14 protein-coding genes are annotated in these 17142 nt (G+C 64.1%); 3 read left to right on the plus strand and 11 right to left on the minus strand.

Going from position 1 to position 17142, the window contains the following annotated elements:
- Window positions 1-74: 74 nt before the first annotated feature.
- From AC25MA_RS18325 to arcD (AC25MA_RS18345), 5 genes are all read right to left on the minus strand, one after another.
- Window positions 75-443: a DUF5064 family protein gene (locus AC25MA_RS18325; RefSeq protein ID WP_028691986.1), complete on the minus strand. Its 369-nt coding sequence runs from the start codon at window positions 441-443 to the stop codon at window positions 75-77.
- Window positions 444-499: 56 nt separating this feature from the next.
- Complete coding sequence (gene arcC, locus AC25MA_RS18330; protein WP_028691985.1) at window positions 500-1429, minus strand: carbamate kinase; 930 nt, start codon at window positions 1427-1429, stop codon at window positions 500-502.
- An 86-nt stretch (window positions 1430-1515) separates the two neighbouring features.
- Window positions 1516-2526 carry an ornithine carbamoyltransferase gene (locus tag AC25MA_RS18335; RefSeq protein ID WP_028691984.1) on the minus strand — a complete coding sequence of 337 codons (1011 nt, stop codon included), beginning with the start codon at window positions 2524-2526 and terminating at the stop codon, window positions 1516-1518.
- A 70-nt stretch (window positions 2527-2596) separates the two neighbouring features.
- Complete coding sequence (gene arcA / locus AC25MA_RS18340) at window positions 2597-3850, minus strand: arginine deiminase (protein ID WP_028691983.1); 1254 nt, start codon at window positions 3848-3850, stop codon at window positions 2597-2599.
- A gap of 33 nt (window positions 3851-3883) precedes the next feature.
- A complete protein-coding gene (arcD, locus tag AC25MA_RS18345; protein WP_486972278.1) occupies window positions 3884-5311 on the minus strand; it encodes an arginine-ornithine antiporter in 1428 nt (475 codons plus the stop codon).
- A 428-nt stretch (window positions 5312-5739) separates the two neighbouring features.
- Between arcD (AC25MA_RS18345) and arcD (AC25MA_RS18350) the strand changes: the two genes are divergently transcribed.
- Window positions 5740-7167 (plus strand): arginine-ornithine antiporter, encoded by a 1428-nt coding sequence (arcD, locus tag AC25MA_RS18350; protein WP_062360422.1) that lies wholly within the window; start codon window positions 5740-5742, stop codon window positions 7165-7167.
- 53 nt (window positions 7168-7220) lie between these two features.
- Here the strand turns inward: arcD (AC25MA_RS18350) and AC25MA_RS18355 are convergent, their stop codons facing one another.
- The 6 genes from AC25MA_RS18355 to gap all read right to left on the minus strand — a co-directional run bounded on the left by AC25MA_RS18355 (window position 7221) and on the right by gap (window position 14044).
- Window positions 7221-7634: a YbaN family protein gene (locus AC25MA_RS18355; protein WP_028691980.1), complete on the minus strand. Its 414-nt coding sequence runs from the start codon at window positions 7632-7634 to the stop codon at window positions 7221-7223.
- 49 nt (window positions 7635-7683) lie between these two features.
- On the minus strand, window positions 7684-8289 hold the full coding sequence (locus AC25MA_RS18360; protein WP_062360424.1) for a biliverdin-producing heme oxygenase: 606 nt from the start codon (window positions 8287-8289) through the stop codon (window positions 7684-7686).
- Between the two features lie 147 nt (window positions 8290-8436).
- Window positions 8437-11025, minus strand: a complete 2589-nt coding sequence (locus AC25MA_RS18365; protein ID WP_486972279.1) for a TonB-dependent receptor — start codon at window positions 11023-11025, stop codon at window positions 8437-8439.
- A gap of 125 nt (window positions 11026-11150) precedes the next feature.
- Complete coding sequence (locus tag AC25MA_RS18370; RefSeq protein ID WP_486972280.1) at window positions 11151-12113, minus strand: FecR family protein; 963 nt, start codon at window positions 12111-12113, stop codon at window positions 11151-11153.
- Between the two features lie 93 nt (window positions 12114-12206).
- The gene (locus AC25MA_RS18375) at window positions 12207-12719 is read right to left on the minus strand and encodes an RNA polymerase sigma factor (protein WP_069016400.1); all 513 of its coding nucleotides are present in this window, start codon (window positions 12717-12719) and stop codon (window positions 12207-12209) included.
- 323 nt (window positions 12720-13042) lie between these two features.
- Window positions 13043-14044, minus strand: a complete 1002-nt coding sequence (gene gap / locus AC25MA_RS18380; RefSeq protein WP_050704137.1) for a type I glyceraldehyde-3-phosphate dehydrogenase — start codon at window positions 14042-14044, stop codon at window positions 13043-13045.
- A 266-nt stretch (window positions 14045-14310) separates the two neighbouring features.
- Here gap and edd point away from each other — a divergent pair, with 266 nt between their 5' ends.
- Together edd and AC25MA_RS18390 are read left to right on the plus strand one after the other, a co-directional pair.
- A complete protein-coding gene (edd, locus tag AC25MA_RS18385) occupies window positions 14311-16137 on the plus strand; it encodes a phosphogluconate dehydratase (RefSeq protein ID WP_028691974.1) in 1827 nt (608 codons plus the stop codon).
- Entirely contained in the window at window positions 16134-17090 is a 957-nt protein-coding gene (locus AC25MA_RS18390; protein WP_028691973.1) for a glucokinase, read from the plus strand. The genes edd and AC25MA_RS18390 overlap by 4 nt, the downstream gene beginning before the upstream one ends.
- The last annotated feature ends 52 nt before the right edge of the window (window positions 17091-17142 follow it).

Below are 17142 nucleotides of genomic sequence, written 5' to 3' on the forward strand. Positions count from 1 at the left end.
ATGGTGGAAACCCAATCGCGGGGCAAGCCCGCTGCCCCGTGGTTTGTGGGAGCGGGCTTGCCCCGCGATTGGGATTACTCCAGATGGTCGGGCCTGATCGGGTCGCCCGACTTCACATCCAGCGTGGTGCGAATGTCTTCGAACATGTAGTCATACAGCTTGTGCGGCGAGCCGAGGTTCTCGAACTTCTTCGGTGGCGGCAGGTACGACTGGGCCTTGCGGCTCAACTGCATCAGAAAACTCGGCAGTACCTGGTCCTTGGCCAGGAAGAATTTCTCATCGACGGTCTTGCCCTCGATGTGGCCGTGCATGCGGAACTGGATACCTCTGCCTTCCTTGGGGTCGGTCGCCGCCTCGTATTCGATATTGAGGTCGTAGCTGTGGTCGTTGGTGTTCAGCGCGGTGCGCTCAATGTGTACATGACCGGGCGCGTACTGGGCCATGGCAGACTCCTCCGGAAGGTTGAAAACGGCGGGCGCCCGGCGCCCGCCAACTGCATTCAACGGTAGCTGATACCGGGCTTGGCGGTGGAAACCCGCGTGCCGGCGGTGCCCTTGACGATGTCCTCGATGTTCTCCAGCGAGCTGATCACCGCCACCTTGCCGGTGTGACGGGCGAAATCGCAGGCGGCCTGGACCTTCGGTCCCATGGAGCCGGCAGCGAAGCCCAGCTTCTCGAGTTCGTCCGGGTGGGCCTGGGCGATGGCCTTCTGCGTCGGCTTGCCGAAATCGATGTACGCCGCATCGACGTCGGTGGCGATGATCAGCAGGTCCGCTTCCAGTTGCTCGGCCAGCAGGGCAGAGCACAAGTCCTTGTCGATCACCGCCTCGATACCCTTGAGCTTGCGGTTTTCGTCGTACAGGGTGGGGATACCACCGCCGCCGGCGCAGATCACGATGCTGCTTTTTTCCAGCAGCCACTTGATCGGGCGGATCTCGAAGATGCGTTTGGGTTTTGGGCTGGCCACCACGCGGCGGTACTTGTCGCCGTCGGGCTTGACCACCCAGCCTTTTTCCTTGGCCAGGCGCTCGGCCTCGTCCTTGGCGTAGACCGGGCCGATGAACTTGGTCGGGTCCTTGAACGCCGGGTCGTTGGCGTCCACTTCGACCTGCGTCAGCAGGGTGGCGAACGGCACCTCGAAGTCCAGCAGGTTGCCCAGCTCCTGTTCGATCATGTAGCCGATCATGCCCTCGGTCTCGGCGCCGAGCACGTCCAGTGGATAGGCTTCATCTGCCTTGTACGACAGCCCCTGCAGGGCCAGCAGGCCGACCTGCGGACCGTTGCCGTGGGCGATGACCAGTTCGTTGCCGGGGTGGATCTTGGCGATCTGTTCGGTGGCAGTGCGGATATTGGCGCGCTGGTTGTCGGCGGTCATCGGCTCGCCGCGGCGCAGCAGGGCGTTGCCGCCCAATGCAACAACGATACGCATGGGAAATGTCCTTTGGCGCAAATGTAATAGTCTGGTCGGGACCTGTGGGAGCCGGCAAGCCGGCTCCCACAGAGTCAAGGCCGCTGTCAGAGATCAGCCAGCGTCGACACCAGGATCGCCTTGATCGTGTGCATGCGGTTCTCCGCCTGCTCGAAGGCGATGCACGCCGGCGACTCGAACACGTCATCGGTCACTTCGATGCCGTTGGCCAGGTGCGGGTACTGTTCGGCGATCTGCTTGCCGACCTTGGTCTCGGAGTTGTGGAACGCTGGCAGGCAGTGCATGAACTTGGTGCGTGGGTTGCCGGTGGACTTCATCAGTTCCTTGTTCACCTGGTAGGGCAGCAGCAGCTTGATGCGCTCACCCCAGGCCTCGACCGGCTCGCCCATCGATACCCAGACGTCGGTGTGGACGAAGTCGACGCCCTTGACCGCGGCTTTCGGGTCTTCGGTCAGGGTGATACGCGCGCCGCTCTCCTCGGCGTATTTCTGGCAGCGCTCGACCAGGTCATCATGGGGCCACAGGGCCTTGGGCGCGGCGATGCGCACGTCCATGCCGAGCTTGGCGCCGATCAGCAGCAGCGAGTTGCCCATGTTGTTACGGGCGTCACCCAGGTAGGCGTAGCTGATGTCGTGCAGCGGCTTGTCGCTGTGCTCACGCATGGTCAGCACGTCGGCGATCATCTGCGTCGGGTGGTACTCGTCGGTCAGGCCGTTGAACACCGGCACGCCGGCGAACTTGGCCAGTTCCTCGACGATCTCCTGCTTGAAGCCACGGTACTCGATGGCGTCATACATGCGCCCAAGCACGCGGGCGGTGTCCTTCATGCTCTCCTTGTGGCCGATCTGCGAGGAGTTTGGGTCGATATAGGTGACGTTGGCGCCCTGGTCGTAGGCGGCGACTTCGAAGGCGCAGCGGGTGCGGGTCGAGGTCTTCTCGAAGATCAGGGCGATGTTGTTGCCCTTCAGGTGCTGCTGCTCGGTGCCGGTGTACTTGGCGCGCTTGAGATCGCGGGACAGGTCCAGCAGGTACTTCAGCTCGCGGGTGCTGTGGTGTTCGAGGCTCAGCAGGTTGCGGTTGTGGATGTTGAACGCCATGACGGTTCTCCTTGGATTCGGTGAGGTGCCCGGCCGCTGTCTCGTGGAGGCGACCGGGTGCGATGGACGTTTAGTAGTCGATAGGGTCGCGCACGATCGGGCAGGTCATGCAGTGACCGCCGCCGCGGCCCCGGCCCAGCTCGCCGGCGCTGATGGTGATGACCTCGATCCCGGCCTTGCGCAGCAGGGTATTGGTGTAGGTGTTGCGGTCGTAGCCGATGACCACGCCCGGCTCCACGGCCACCACGTTGTTGCCGTCATCCCACTGTTCGCGTTCGGCGGCGAAGCTGTTGCCGCCGGTCTCGACCACGCGCAGCTTGACCCCCAGGTGCTCGCCGACCACCTCGATGAACGACTTGTTCTCGCGGCGCACGTCCATGCCATAAGGCTTGCTTTCGTCCGGACGGATGATGAACGGCACGATCTCCTTGACCACTTCCGGGAAGACCGTGACCAGGTCGCGGTCGCAGAAGCTGAACACGGTGTCCAGGTGCATCGCGGCGCGGGACTTGGGCAGGCCTGCGACGATGACTTTCTCCACCGCGCCCTTGGCGAACAGGTTCTGTGCCAGCTGGCCGATGGCCTGGCGCGAGGTGCGCTCACCCATACCGATGAGCACGACGCCCTTGCCGATCGGCATCACGTCGCCGCCTTCGAGGGTGGCGTTGCCATGGTCCTTGTCCGGGTCGCCGTACCAGACCTGGAAGTCGGCGTTGGTGAATTCCTTGTGGAACTTGTAGATGGCGGTGGTCAGCAGGGTTTCCTGGCGTCGCGCCGGCCAGTACATCGGGTTGAGCGTCACGCCGCCGTAGATCCAGCAGGTGGTGTCGCGGGTGAACTGGGTGTTGGGCAGTGGCGGCAGGATGAAGCTGGAGTGGCCCAGGTAGTCGTTGTACATCTTGACCACGCTGGCACCTTCGCTTTCCGGCAGGTCCTGACCGGCCACACCGCCGATCAGGAATTCGGCCAGGTGGCGTGGATCGAGGCCTTCGAGCCAGCTGCGCACTTCATTGGTGAGGCCGACGCCGACGGTGTCGGAGGTGATCTTGCGGTCGAGAATCCACTTCAACGCTTCGGGTTGCTGGACGATGTCGGTCAGCAGGTTGTGCATCTCCAGCACATCGACGCCGCGTTCGCGCATCTTGGTGACGAAGTCGAAGTGGTCGCGTTTGGCCTGGTCGACCCAGATCACGTCGTCGAACAGCAGTTCGTCGCAGTTGCTCGGGGTCAGGCGCTTGTGCGCCAGGCCCGGGCTGCAGACCATCACTTTGCGCAGCTTGCCGGCTTCGGAATGGACGCCGTATTTCTGTTTCTCAGTGGACATGGTGAATCCTCCTGTAAAGCGAAGACGTGGGGTTCAGAGAGTCAGGAAGCCGTCGTACAGGCCGTAAGCTGCCACCAGGGCGCCCGCGACCACGGCGGCGAAGATCAGTTTTTCCACGCTGGTGAAGATCGGTTGGCCAACTTCGCGCTTGGCCTTGGCGAACAGGATCGCGCCAGGGGCGTAGAGCAGGGCCGAGAGCAGCAGGTATTTCACGCCGCCGGCGTACAGCAGCCAGATCGCGTAGAGCAGGGCGATGCCGCCGATGATCAGGTCTTTCTTGCGTTCGGCCAGGGCCTGTTCGTAGGTCTCGCTGCGCACCGCCAGCAGCACCGCGTAGGCTGCCGACCACAGGTAGGGCACCAGGATCATCGAGGTGGCGAGGTAGATTAGCGACAGGTAGGTGCTGTTGGAGAACAGGGTGATGACCAGGAAGATCTGCACCATGGCGTTGGTCAGCCACAGGGCGTTGGCCGGCACATGGTTGACGTTCTCGCGGCGCAGGAACTCCGGCATGGTGTGGTCCTTGGCGGCGGCGAACATGATCTCGGCGCACAGCAGCACCCACGACAGCAGGGCGCCCAGCAGCGAGATGATCAGGCCGACGCTGATCAGCACCGCGCCCCAGTGGCCGACCACGTGTTCCAGCACCGCGGCCATCGATGGGTTTTGCAGCTTGGCCAGCTCCGGCTGGGTCATCACGCCCAGCGACAGCACGTTGACCAGCACCAGGAACAGCAGCACGGTGACGAAGCCGATGACCGTGGCCTTGCCGACGTCAGAGCGTTTTTCGGCACGGGAGGAGAAGATGCTCGCGCCCTCGATGCCGATGAACACCCACACGGTGACCAGCATCATGTTGCGCACCTGGTTCATCACGCTGCCCAGCTCCGGCGTGCCGACCGCCCAGATGTCCGCAGTGAAGACATCGAGCTTGAAGGCGAACAGGCAGATCAGCGCGAACAGCGCCAGCGGCACGACCTTGGCCACGGTGGTGACCAAGTTGATGAAGGCGGCTTCCTTGATGCCGCGCAGCACCAGGAAGTGCACGGCCCATAGCAGGATCGAAGCACCGATCACCGCCGCCGGGGTGTTGCCTTCGCCGAACACCGGGAAGAAATACCCCAGGGTGCTGAACAACAGCACGAAGTAGCCGACGTTGCCCAGCCAGGCACTGATCCAGTAGCCCCAGGCCGAGGAAAAGCCCATGTAGTCACCGAAACCGGCCTTGGCGTAGGCGTATACCCCGCCGTCAAGATCGGGCTTGCGGTTGGCCAGGGTCTGGAAGACGAAGGCAAGGGTGAGCATGCCCACCGCGGTGATGGCCCAGCCGATCAGCACGGCGCCGACGCCAGCGCTGGCGGCCATGTTCTGGGGTAACGAGAAGATCCCGCCACCGATCATCGAGCCGACGACAAGTGCAACGAGTGCACCCAGTTTTAGTTTTCCGGGAGAATCAGACATTTAACGACTCCGTACCAGGAGAAAGTTGACCTCAGAATAAATCTGACGCCTGGATCATTCGCTGACTTAGATCAGTTCATGCCCGCATGAAGATCAGAAAAATCCCTCATGCGCCTCCTGGAGGATGCCGACAGCTCTGACGCAGGCCTTGTGTGCTGGCACCTCCATGTACTTCCAGAGCAAACGCTCCGTTTCGCCTGCGAACTGAGAAGTTAGTCCGTTTTGCGGCTTTCGCAAATTTTTCACAGCAAATAGCGACGGGTTTAGACGAACCGACAAGTAGTCGACTAATGTGGTTTTTATTAAGGTGTCGGGATAGACAGCATGGTTATGAGTGCTATAGGTTTAATGGCTTTATTTGATAAAAAACTTGTAACAATGATGTCGGACAATACGTTGTTCACTCGCGCCTGCGCACGAGGAGCCCCATGAGCGAACCGGGACAGAAACTGCGCTTGGGGGCGCTGATCGCGCTGGTGGTCGGCTCGATGATCGGCGGCGGGATCTTCTCATTGCCGCAGAACATGGCCGCCCGCGCCGATGTCGGGGCGGTGCTGATCGGCTGGGGCATCACCGCGGTGGGGATGCTGGCGCTGGCGTTCGTCTTCCAGACCCTGGCCAACCGCAAGCCGGAGCTAGATTCCGGGGTCTATGCCTACGCCAAGGCCGGGTTCGGCGACTACATGGGGTTCTCCTCGGCCTGGGGTTACTGGATCAGTGCCTGGCTGGGCAACGTCGGCTACTTCGTGCTGCTGTTCAGTACCCTTGGCTTCTATTTTCCGGTGTTTGGCGAAGGCAACACGCCAGTGGCCATCGGTAGTGCCTCGCTGTTGCTGTGGGCGGTGCATTTCCTGGTGCTGCGCGGCATCAAGGAAGCCGCCTTCATCAACCAGGTGACGACCGTGGCCAAGGTCGTGCCGTTGCTGATGTTCATCGTCATCGCCGCCTTCGCCTTTCGCGCCGACATCTTCACCCGCGACATCTGGGGGCTGAGCAATCCGCAGTTCGGCAGCGTGCTGGAGCAGGTGCGCAACATGATGCTGGTGACGGTGTTCGTGTTCATCGGCATCGAGGGGGCGAGTGTCTACTCGGGGCGGGCGCTGCATCGCTCGGATGTGGGCAAGGCCACCGTGGTCGGTTTTCTCGGCGTGCTGGCGCTGCTGGTGCTGGTCAACGTGCTGTCGCTGGGGGTGATGACCCAGCCGGAGCTGGCCGGTCTGCAGAACCCTTCGCTGGCCTCGGTGCTTGAGCATATCGTCGGGCCCTGGGGGGCGTTGTTGATCAGCATCGGCCTGGCGGTGTCGCTGCTCGGTGCACTGCTCTCGTGGGCGCTGCTGTGCGCCGAGATCCTCTACGCCACCGCCCGGGACAAGACCATGCCGCGCTTCCTGGCACGGGAGAACGCCAACCAGGTACCGGCCAACGCGCTGTGGCTGACCAATGTGATGATCCAGGGGTTTCTGCTGATCACTCTGTTCTCGGCGGGGACCTACACCAGCCTGATCTACCTGGCGTCGTCGATGATTCTGGTGCCGTACTTCTGGTCGGCGGCCTATGCCGTGCTGCTGGCCTGGCGCGGTGAAGGCTACCAGGGGCAGGCGGGGCTGCGGCGCAAGGACCTGCTGGTGGCGGCGATCGCGCTGCTGTATGCGATCTGGCTGCTGTATGCCGGAGGGCTCAAGTACGTGTTGCTGTCGGCGCTGCTGTATGCGCCCGGGGTGATCCTGTTCGCCCGGGCCAAGCGCGAGCAGGGGCAGGTGCTGTTCAGCGCGTGGGAGAAACTGATCTTCGCGGCGGTGCTTGCCGGGGCGGGGCTGGCGGCGTATGCCCTGTATTCGGGGTTGTTGAACCTTTGACTTGCAGGCGCCGTCGCAACGTCGCTGTCATTTGGCGCCGCAGCGCAAATGAATCAACCTTGCAGTTCGACAGCGCCTGGTGGCGTGGGACGTTCCGGGCGTGACCAGATCCACAGGTTGCCCAGGGTCATGCCGGCGATGGCGAGGAACACCGGCCAGTGGTGTTCGAGAACGGTCAGCATCAAGCCGGCGCACAGCAGCATGCTGATGGTCGCGCTGACCTTGGCGCGGCGCTGGATCACCTTGCCGTTGCGCCAGTTGTAGAGGATCGGACCGAACAGCCGGTGGTTCTCCAGCCAGGCGGACAGGCGCGGCGAGCTGCGGGTCGCGGCCCAGGCGGCGAGGAGGATGAACTCGGTGGTGGGCAGCCCTGGGATGACGATGGCCACAAGGCCAATGCCCAGGCTGACATAGGCCAGGATCGCGTAGAGCAGGCGGGACAGTTTCGAGCGGGCGATTCGGGTCATGGTCTCACTGCAACGGTGTGGCCGCCCGCAGGCGGCCGGGTAAAGCGTGTCAGGCCAGCGCGGCGTCGGCGGCGTAGGCATGCTTGAGCAGCTCGGTGAAGCGCTCGAAGGCAGCAACAGCGCCTCGTTCGGCGGCAGCGTCTTCCTCGGGCGACAGGTCCAGGCTGTCGAGGATGCGGGTGAACTGCTTCCAGCCCTCGGCACGGCCGCCCGCCGGTTCGCCCAGGTGACGGGCACCGAAGGTTTCGGACAGCTCCAAGGCCACGGCACGCTTGATCAGGAACGCGGCGCCCAGTTTGGAGCCTTCGGAGACGAAGATCCAGCCCAGCGCCTCGCCCAGGCTTGGCTTGCCCAGGGCGCCGGCGAAGGGCGCGGGCACTTCGGTGTCGAGGTCGGCCAGGTCCAGGCGGGCCTGTTCGGCGCGGCAGCGCGCGGCGAGGTCGGGCACGATGGCGATCAGTTGCGGGTCGGTGTACAGCGCCTGCAGCTCGGACTGGAACAGGTACTGGGCAACCACGAAGCGGGCGAAGCTTTCGCGGCTGTCGAACGGCTTGTGCGACTTCACCAGGGCGTCCAGCTCGGTGTGCGGGGCGTGGGTGACCTGATTCAGGCGCTGGGAGCGCAGGGCAGCGCGTTCGGTGGAAGGGGCGGTCATGGGGGCATCCTTGGAAAATGGGGCGTCTAGTGACAAGACGAAACAGAAGACGTGGGACAGTAAAAAAACCTCACCTGCGAAGTGAAATCATTCTCATGACTTGAAACGGGCGGCACCTGCATCGCGGTCGCCGCCCTTTTCAGCCGATCAGATATCCCACACCAAGTTGATGGCGAAGTTGCGCCCCGGCATGGTCAGCCGATCAAGGTTGGCTGGCTGGGTCACGCCTGCTTCGCCAAGCGCGTCGTAGCCACGGACGTCATCCCACTGCCAATACTTTTTGTCGGTCAGGTTGTAGAGCCCTGCGTTTACGGTGATGTCGTCCGTCACCTTGTAGAAACCGGTCAGGTCCAGTACGCCATAGCCAGGGGTGCGGAACTGCTTGCTGGCACCATCGGGGGCGAAGAAGGTGGAATCGTCGACCCGGTCCTTGCGTTTTACCAGGGTCCAGCTAAGCAGGCCGCCATAGTTGGAGGTTTCGTAACCCAACCCGAGGACTGCGGTCAGCGGGTTGACACTGTTCAGCGGCTGGCCGTTATCGTCATTGCGACCATGGGCGTAGGCCAGCGAGCCCTGGGTGTACAGGCCCTGTGCTGCACCGAAGTGGTCGAGGTTCAAGCGACCCTTGAACTCTGCGCCCTTGATAGTGGCGTGCTTGATGTTGTTGGCCTGGAAAGTCGAGCCAAGGTTTGCCGACTGTACTGCGTCCTCGTTGATAAAGTCGCGATACTTGTTGTAGAACACCGCCACGTCGAAGTTGCCGGCCTCGAAGCTGCCGCGCAGGCCCGTTTCGTAGCTCTTGCTCTTCTCTGGTTCGAGGTTTGGGTTCGGCTCGACGCTGTAGCCGAGCGTAGGGTTGTCAAAGCGGCCGTACATGGCCTTGGCGGTCGGGGTACGGAAGCCCTCGGCGTACTGACCGTACCAGGTGTAGTTGTCGTTGAATGCGTAAGTCACGCCAAATTTAGGCGAGACCCGATGCCATTTCTTGTCCGAGTCATCGATACTGCCCGGCGCGGCGCCAGTGCCCTGGATACCGCGCAGGAACTCGGCAGTCATCTCTGGTTCCATGCGGGTGTAGTCATATCGCAGGCCTGGCAGGAAGGTCCAGTTGTTCCAGCGGATCTCATCCTGAGCGAACAGGCTGTAGGTGTTCACGGTTGGGTCCGGGAAATCGCTCACCAACGCCTGGCCGTCACTGGGGCTGTTCTGGCCGATGGCGGTGCAGCTACCTCCGACGTTCTGGCAGGTGCCGGTGCCGCTTCGCGCGCCGGTGATCTTTTCGTGCTTGAGCGTTGTGCCGTAGGTCAGCAGGTGGTCAGTGGCGCCAATGCTGAACGCTTTGTCCAACTGGCCATCGAAGACCCACTGGCGATCCTTGTAAGTAGTCTGGCGATCGCGAAACACCTGGCGGCCACTGGCGAAGTACAGTTCGTCTGTGCGTTGATCGGTCTTGGCAATCTGGTAGTTCAAGCTCCATTTCGCGTGATCGGCAACCAGGCTGTCGAGGCCGAACTTGTGGTTGATGCCGAAGCGTTCTCGGGTGACGGTGTCGTTGCCCTGACGCATGCGGTACATGTTTGAGGCGCCGCGACCAGGAATGAATGGACCACCCACCGCGCTCAGGATGTTCTGGTCGCGGTCATCCTTGTAGTGCTCGTAGGTGAATCCCAACCGGGCATCGTCGGCATAGTCCCAGCCAAGCTTGGCCAGGACGTTAGTGGTGCGCACATCCTCGGGGTTGGCCTCGCTACGGCCAAGACCGGTGCCGCCATGCTTGCCATATGATTCGGTTTCGTGGCCGTTGCGCTGGCTGATATGCAGCAGGCCGTCAAAGTCGCCTTGGCGGCCGGCGACAGTGGCCGAGGTCAACCAGCTTTCGTCGGCTGAGCTGTAGCCGGTCTTCAGGCGGGCGCCGACATCGTTACCGGGTTTGATGATGTCCTCGGGGTCGAGGGTGAAGTAACTTACCGCGCCGCCGATGGCATTGCTGCCGTACAGCACCGAGGCAGGACCGCGGAGGATCTCCACCCGCTTGATGATCTCCGGATCGACGTAGTTGCGTTGTGTCTGGGCATAGGGGCCGTAGAAAAAGCTGTCGGGGATCGACACACCGTCAACCTGGGTCAGGATACGTTCACCGTCGATGCCCCGGATGTTGTAGCCGTTCAGTCCGCTACGCTGGCCAACACCGCCGACCGAGACGCCGGGCTCGTAGCGCACCAGTTGCTTGATGTCATTGACGTTCTGCCGATCCAGCTGCTCGCGGGTCTGCACGCTGACGGTGCTTGGCACCTGGCTGACATCCTGGGCGCTGCGGGTGGCGCTGACGGTCACCTGTTGCAGGGCGATGGCGTTGCCGGCCCACTGGCGTTCGAGCACCACGTTGCCGTTGCCGATCTTGCGATAGCCCAGGCCGGTGCCGCGCAGCAGGCGCTGCAGCGCCGCTTCCGGGGCCAGCGAGCCCTGCACGCCGGGCGAGGCCACACCGTCGGCGAGCTCGGCGCTGAAGCCGACCTGCCAGCCAGTCACCTTGCTGAACGCGTTGATGGCCTCGACCAGCGGCTGCTGGGCGATGGCGAAACGGTAGTCGCCCATGCGCGGGCTGCTGGCCTGGGCCGGTTCCACGGCCAGCGCCGGCAGGCTGCAAGCGCCGCTGGCGAGCAGGGCCAGGGTCAGCAGGGACAATTGCCCGCGACGGCGGGAAGAAGTGGACGGGCGGGTCTGACCTGTGGGCATTGAAAGCGCTCCCTGTCGCGCGTGAGTTATAGGCGGTACTTGTTCTCGTTTTCGAACGAGAATCAATCGTATTGGCTATAACGAGACGGGCGAGGCAGGGCGATCGCGTAAAAAAACTTGCCGGGTCAGTTGAGAATCACCACGGCTGGGTACTCATGCAGTTGCGCCGAGGTGATATGGGCGAGGGCGCGCAGGGTTTCCAGCGGCTGGTCGAGGCGGTAGTTGCCGGTGACCGCGACCTGCTCCAGGTGGGTGTTGCGGTTGATGATCCAGCCTGGGTAGTAGCGGCGGACTTCTGCGAGCACCTGGCTCAGCGGGCAGTTCTCGAACACCAGGCGGCCCTCGATCCAGGCCAGGTCCTTGCTCATGTCGGGACGCTGGCGCTGGCCGAACCCCTTGGGGCCGACGCTGATGCTGTCGCCAGCGCTCAGACGGATGCGCTGGTCGCTCGCGGCCTGCAGGTCGACATCGCCGCGCTGCACCCGCACCTGGGCCTCGCCATCGAGGTAGCGTACGGCGAAGTCGGTGTCGCGCACGCTGGCGCGCAACGGACCGGCCTGGACCTCCAGGGGGGGCTGGCTGGCGTTGGACACCTGGAAGTACGCCTCGCCCTGCAGCAGGCGGGCGACCTTGCGACCTTCGCGTTCGTCGCTGGCGAAGGCCGAATTGGTGTTGAGCAGCACCTTGGCGCCCGGGTCCAGCTCCAGGCGCTGGCGTTCGCCGACCACGGTCAGGTGGTCGGCCTGCAGGCGCACCGGCAGGTTGCCGAAAGTGGACAGCCCGACCAGCAGCACGGCGGCGGTGGCCAGCGGTTTCCAGTGGCTGCGCAGGCGCCCGGCGAGCGAGCGCTTGCGCCTGTGCTGCAACTGGCCGGCGGCCTGGCGCAGCGAGGCGCCGTTCCACAGCGCTTCGGCCTCGACATAGGCCTCGGCGTTTTCCGGCTCGGCCTCCAGCCAGTGCTCGAAGGCGCGGGTGTCGTCCTCGCTGGCGCACTGCAGGCGGATCAACCAGTCGAGCGCCTCCTCGCGGGCACGGGCGCGGGCATCAGGCTCGGCAAGTGACGGGCGAGGGGGGCGGTGGTCGGTCACGGAGGATCCTTGCATCGGGCATTTTTTGCGCATGATCAGTGCAGACCTTGCCCATGGCAAGGGCTTTGCGCAGGCCAGTGGCGAGCGGTCGCATCACTGGTGACGATCGGCCACGCCCATGCAGATGGCCATGATCAGTTTCAGCTCCTTCTGCACCGTACTGGCCGAGACCTTCAGTTGGTCGGCGATTTCCAGGTAGCTGGCGCCGTGCAGGCGGCTGAGGATGAAGATGCGTTGCTGGCGTTCGCTGAGCTGGCCGAGGCTGACGCTCAGGTGCTTGAGCAGTTGCTCGGCGTGGGCGGCGTCCTCGCTGCTGGTCGAGGGGGAGGCGACATTGTGCAGGACCTGCTCGGGCACATCGTCCACCAGCGTACGCGCCTGCACCCGACGTGCGCGCAGGTGGTCCAGGGCCAGGTTGCGGGCGGTCTGGAAAACGAAGGGTTCGAGGTGCTCGATCGGCCGCTCGCCCAGGGCGCGGGTGACTCGCAGGTAGGTTTCCTGCAGCAGGTCCTCGGCGGTGCTGGGGTTGCCCACCATGCGTTGCAAGGTGCGCAGCAGGGAGAGGCGCTGGCTGAGGAACACGGAGTTGAACCGGGACTGACTCACGGGGAAACCTGGGCGTTTTCGGGTGAATGATAATGCTTATCATCCATGCTCCAGGTCAAGCGTGGAAATGTCACGAACAGGTAAATATTGCGGCTAACGCGGTCTCTTTAGGAGACCACCCAGCCCTGCGGGCTACGCTGTCGCGTAGGGAACTACCCCCCTGTGGGAGCGGCCTGGCGTCGCGAAAGGGCTGCGCAGCAGCCCCGGCAATTTCGAAGATGGCTCAGAATCTGGGGCCGCTACGCGCCCCTTTCGCGACGCAAGGCCGCTCCCACAGGGATACAGCTCTCTGCGCGACCACCTGCAAGGGATCGCGCAAACATTCACCTGGCGTTGAACAACGCCAGGCAGTTGTCCAGCATGCGGTTGGAGAAGCCCCATTCGTTGTCGTACCAGGCCAGCACCTTGAGCATGCGCCCGTTGGCGCGGGTGTGGTTGGCGTCGAAGATCGACGACAGCGGGTTGTGGTTGAAGTCGCACGACACCAGCGGCAGGGCGTTGTAGCCCAGCACCCGCGAGTGGCGGCTGGCTTCGAGGAACAGCTGGTTGACTTCGTCGGCGCTGGCCTCGCGCTTGAGGTTGACCGTGAGGTCGACCAGCGACACGTTGATCACTGGCACCCGCACGGCCATGCCGGTGAGCTTGCCGGCCAGCTCCGGCAGCACCAGGCCCACGGCTTCGGCGGCGCCGGTCTTGCTCGGGATCATCGACTGGGTAGCCGAGCGGGCGCGGTACGGGTCGCCGTGGTAGACGTCGGTAAGCACCTGGTCGTTGGTGTAGGCGTGGATGGTGGTCATCAGGCCTTGCTCGATGCCGAACTCGCGGTGCAGCACCTGGGCGATCGGCGCCAGGCAGTTGGTGGTGCACGAGGCGTTGGAGATGATCTGGTGCGAGGCGCGCAGCACGTCGTGGTTGACCCCGTACACCACGGTGGCGTCGGCGCCCTTGGCCGGCGCGCTGACGATCACCTTGGCGGCGCCGGCCGTCAGGTGCGCGGCGGCCTTGGCGCGTTCGGTAAACAGCCCGGTGCACTCGAACACCACATCGATGGCCAGGGTCTTCCAGGGTAATTCGGCAGGGTTGCGGATGGCGCTGACGGCGATGCGGTCGCCATTGACGGTGAGGCTTTCATGGTCGGCCTCGACGCTGGCGTCGAAAATGCCGTGGACGCTGTCGTACTTGAGCAGGTGGGCGTTCATCGCGCTGTCGCCCAGGTCGTTGATGGCGACGACCTGCAGGTCCTGGCGGTAGCCCTGCGTGTACAGTGCGCGCAGGACGTTGCGTCCGATGCGGCCGAATCCGTTGATGGCGATGCGTAGGGTCATGGCGTTACCTCTGGCAGTCGGGTGAAGCCTGTGGCACAAAGAGCAGCTTCACTGAAACGGTTTTGTTGTTGGAATTACAAGATTATTCACCGAGAGATAGAAAACAAGCCTTTTTGCTGGCAGTATTTTGTTTAAACATACAACGAGTGGTCGGGTCAGCCCCATTTCGAACGGTCCAGGCACCTGTTTCTACAGCCTAGGTCGCAATCGTTTGGAGGGGAAATGGCCAGTGGAGGCCGCCCCACAGTTAGCCTGGAGTCCAGTACATGCATCCGCGCATCCTTGAGGTCACCGAACGGCTGATCGCCCGCAGCCGCCGTACCCGTGAACGCTACCTTGAGCTGATCCGTGGGGCGGCCAGTGACGGACCCATGCGCGCCAGCCTGCAGTGCGCCAACTTCGCCCATGGCGTGGCCGGCTGTGGCGGCGAGGACAAGCAGACCCTGCGCCTGATGAACGCCGCCAACGTGGCCATCGTCTCGGCCTACAACGACATGCTCTCGGCGCACCAGCCGTACCAGCACTTCCCCGAACAGATCAAGCAGGCCCTGCGCGAAGTCGGCTCGGTCGGCCAGTTCGCCGGCGGCGTGCCCGCCATGTGCGATGGCGTGACCCAGGGCGAGCCGGGCATGGAGCTGGCCATCGCCAGCCGCGAAGTGATCGCCATGTCCACCGCCATCGCCCTGTCGCACAACATGTTCGACGCCGCCCTGATGCTGGGCATCTGCGACAAGATCGTTCCCGGCCTGATGATGGGCGCGTTGCGCTTCGGTCACCTGCCGACCATCTTCGTGCCGGGTGGGCCGATGGTCTCGGGCATCTCCAACAAGGAAAAGGCCGATGTGCGCCAGCGCTACGCCGAGGGCAAGGCCACCCGCGAGCAACTGCTCGAATCGGAAATGAAGAGTTACCACGGTCCGGGCACCTGCACGTTCTACGGCACTGCCAACACCAACCAGCTGGTGATGGAGGTGATGGGGCTGCACCTGCCGGGCGCCTCGTTCGTCAACCCGTATACGCCGCTGCGCGACGCCCTCACCGCCGAGGCCGCGCGCCAGGTCACGCGCATGACCAAGGCCAGCGGCAATTTCATGCCCATCGGCGAGATCGTCGACGAAAAGGCGCTGGTCAACTCAATCGTTGCCCTGCACGCCACCGGCGGCTCGACCAACCACACCCTGCACATCCCGGCCATCGCCCAGGCCGCCGGCATCCAGCTGACCTGGCAGGACATGGCCGACCTGTCCGAGGTGGTGCCGACGCTGTCCCACGTCTATCCGAACGGCAAGGCCGACATCAACCACTTCCAGGCCTCCGGCGGCATGGCGTTCCTCATTCGCGAACTGCTCGACGCGGGCCTGCTGCACGAGGACGTCAACACCGTGGCCGGGCATGGTCTGCGCCGCTATACCCAAGAGCCGTTTCTCGAAGATGGCCAACTGGTCTGGCGCGAAGGGCCGAAGGACAGCCTCGACGAAAGCATTCTGCGCCCGGTGGCACGACCGTTCTCCGCCGAGGGCGGCCTGCGGGTCATGGAGGGCAACCTGGGGCGCGGCGTGATGAAGGTATCGGCGGTGGCGCCGGAGCATCGCGTGGTCGAGGCGCCCGCCCGGGTGTTCCACGACCAGCAAGCGCTGGCCGATGCGTTCAAGGCCGGAGAGCTGGAGCGCGACTTCGTCGCCGTGGTGCGCTTCCAGGGCCCGCGTTGCAACGGCATGCCTGAGCTGCACAAGCTGACACCCTTCCTCGGTGTGCTGCAGGATCGCGGCTTCAAGGTGGCGCTGGTTACCGACGGGCGCATGTCCGGCGCCTCGGGCAAGATTCCGGCGGCCATTCACGTGTGCCCGGAAGCCTTCGATGGCGGCCCGCTGGCGCGGGTGCGCGATGGTGATATCGTGCGTGTCGATGGTGCCGAAGGCACGCTGCGGATCATGGTCTCGGCCGAGGAGCTGGCCAGCCGTGAACTGCCCGAGCCGCCCACGGGCAACGACCTGGGCTGCGGGCGCGAGCTGTTCGGCTTCATGCGCGTGGCGTTCAGTTCGGCCGAACAGGGCGCGAGCGCCTTCACCTCGGCCCTGGAGAATCTCAAATGAAGGCCTTGCTGGTCGGCGACATCGGCGGCACCAACGCACGTTTCGCCTTGTGGCGCGACAATGAGCTGCAGGCGGTCCAGGTGCTGGCCACCGCCGACTACACCAGCCCCGAGCAGGCCATCGAGGCCTACCTCGCCGACCAGGGCATCGCCCGTGGCGGCCTGGCGGCGGTGTGCCTGGCAGTGGCCGGCCCCGTGGACGGCGACGAATTCCGCTTCACCAATAACCACTGGCGCCTGAGCCGCAGCGCGTTCTGCCAGACGCTGCAGGTCGAGCGCCTGTTGCTGATCAACGATTTTTCCGCCATGGCCCTGGGCATGACGCGCCTGCGCGACGGTGAGTTCCGCGAGGTCTGCGCAGGCCACGCCGATCCGTCGCGCCCGGCGCTGGTGATCGGCCCCGGCACCGGCCTGGGCGTGGGCAGCCTGCTGCGCCTGGGCGAGCACTGGCTGGCGCTGCCGGGGGAGGGCGGGCATGTCGACCTGCCGGTGGGCAACGCCCGCGAGGCGGCGATCCACCAGGAGATTCACCGGCAGATCGGACATGTCAGCGCCGAGACGGTGCTCAGTGGCGGTGGGTTGGTGCGCTTGTACCAGGCGATCTGTGTGCTCGACGGCGCCACGCCGACGCACAAGACTCCGGCGCAGATTACCGACGCGGCCCTGGCCAGCGAGCCCCGGGCACTGGCGGTGATCGAGCAGTTCTGCCGCTTCCTCGGGCGGGTGGCGGGCAACAATGTGCTCACCCTGGGCGCCCGGGGTGGGGTCTACATTGTCGGTGGGGTGATTCCGCGTTTCGCCGAGTTGTTCCTGGGCAGCGGATTCGCCGCGAGTTTCGCCGACAAGGGCTGCATGAGTGGTTATTTCGCCGGGGTGCCGGTATGGCTGGTGACGGCGGAGTTTTCCGGGTTGTTGGGTGCCGGGGTGGCCTTGCAGCAAGCGTTGGATCATTGAGCGTCATCGCGGGGCAAGTCGCATCGGCGATTGGCCCTCACAGCAGACACTA

This window comes from Pseudomonas sp. P65(2024), from assembly GCF_057480955.1.

Excerpts from the sequence above, each read along its gene's own strand:
- arcA (WP_028691983.1), bottom strand. The coding sequence starts at position 3,850 with ATGTCCACTGAGAAACAGAAATACGGCGTCCATTCCGAAGCCGGCAAG.
- AC25MA_RS18355 (WP_028691980.1), bottom strand. The coding sequence starts at position 7,634 with ATGACCCGAATCGCCCGCTCGAAACTGTCCCGCCTGCTCTACGCGATC.
- AC25MA_RS18360 (WP_062360424.1), bottom strand. The coding sequence starts at position 8,289 with ATGACCGCCCCTTCCACCGAACGCGCTGCCCTGCGCTCCCAGCGCCTG.
- AC25MA_RS18365 (WP_486972279.1), bottom strand. The coding sequence starts at position 11,025 with ATGCCCACAGGTCAGACCCGCCCGTCCACTTCTTCCCGCCGTCGCGGG.
- arcC (WP_028691985.1), bottom strand. The coding sequence starts at position 1,429 with ATGCGTATCGTTGTTGCATTGGGCGGCAACGCCCTGCTGCGCCGCGGC.
- arcD (WP_486972278.1), bottom strand. The coding sequence starts at position 5,311 with ATGTCTGATTCTCCCGGAAAACTAAAACTGGGTGCACTCGTTGCACTT.
- AC25MA_RS18390 (WP_028691973.1), top strand. The coding sequence starts at position 16,134 with ATGAAGGCCTTGCTGGTCGGCGACATCGGCGGCACCAACGCACGTTTC.
- AC25MA_RS18325 (WP_028691986.1), bottom strand. The coding sequence starts at position 443 with ATGGCCCAGTACGCGCCCGGTCATGTACACATTGAGCGCACCGCGCTG.
- arcD (WP_062360422.1), top strand. The coding sequence starts at position 5,740 with ATGAGCGAACCGGGACAGAAACTGCGCTTGGGGGCGCTGATCGCGCTG.
- gap (WP_050704137.1), bottom strand. The coding sequence starts at position 14,044 with ATGACCCTACGCATCGCCATCAACGGATTCGGCCGCATCGGACGCAAC.
- edd (WP_028691974.1), top strand. The coding sequence starts at position 14,311 with ATGCATCCGCGCATCCTTGAGGTCACCGAACGGCTGATCGCCCGCAGC.
- AC25MA_RS18335 (WP_028691984.1), bottom strand. The coding sequence starts at position 2,526 with ATGGCGTTCAACATCCACAACCGCAACCTGCTGAGCCTCGAACACCAC.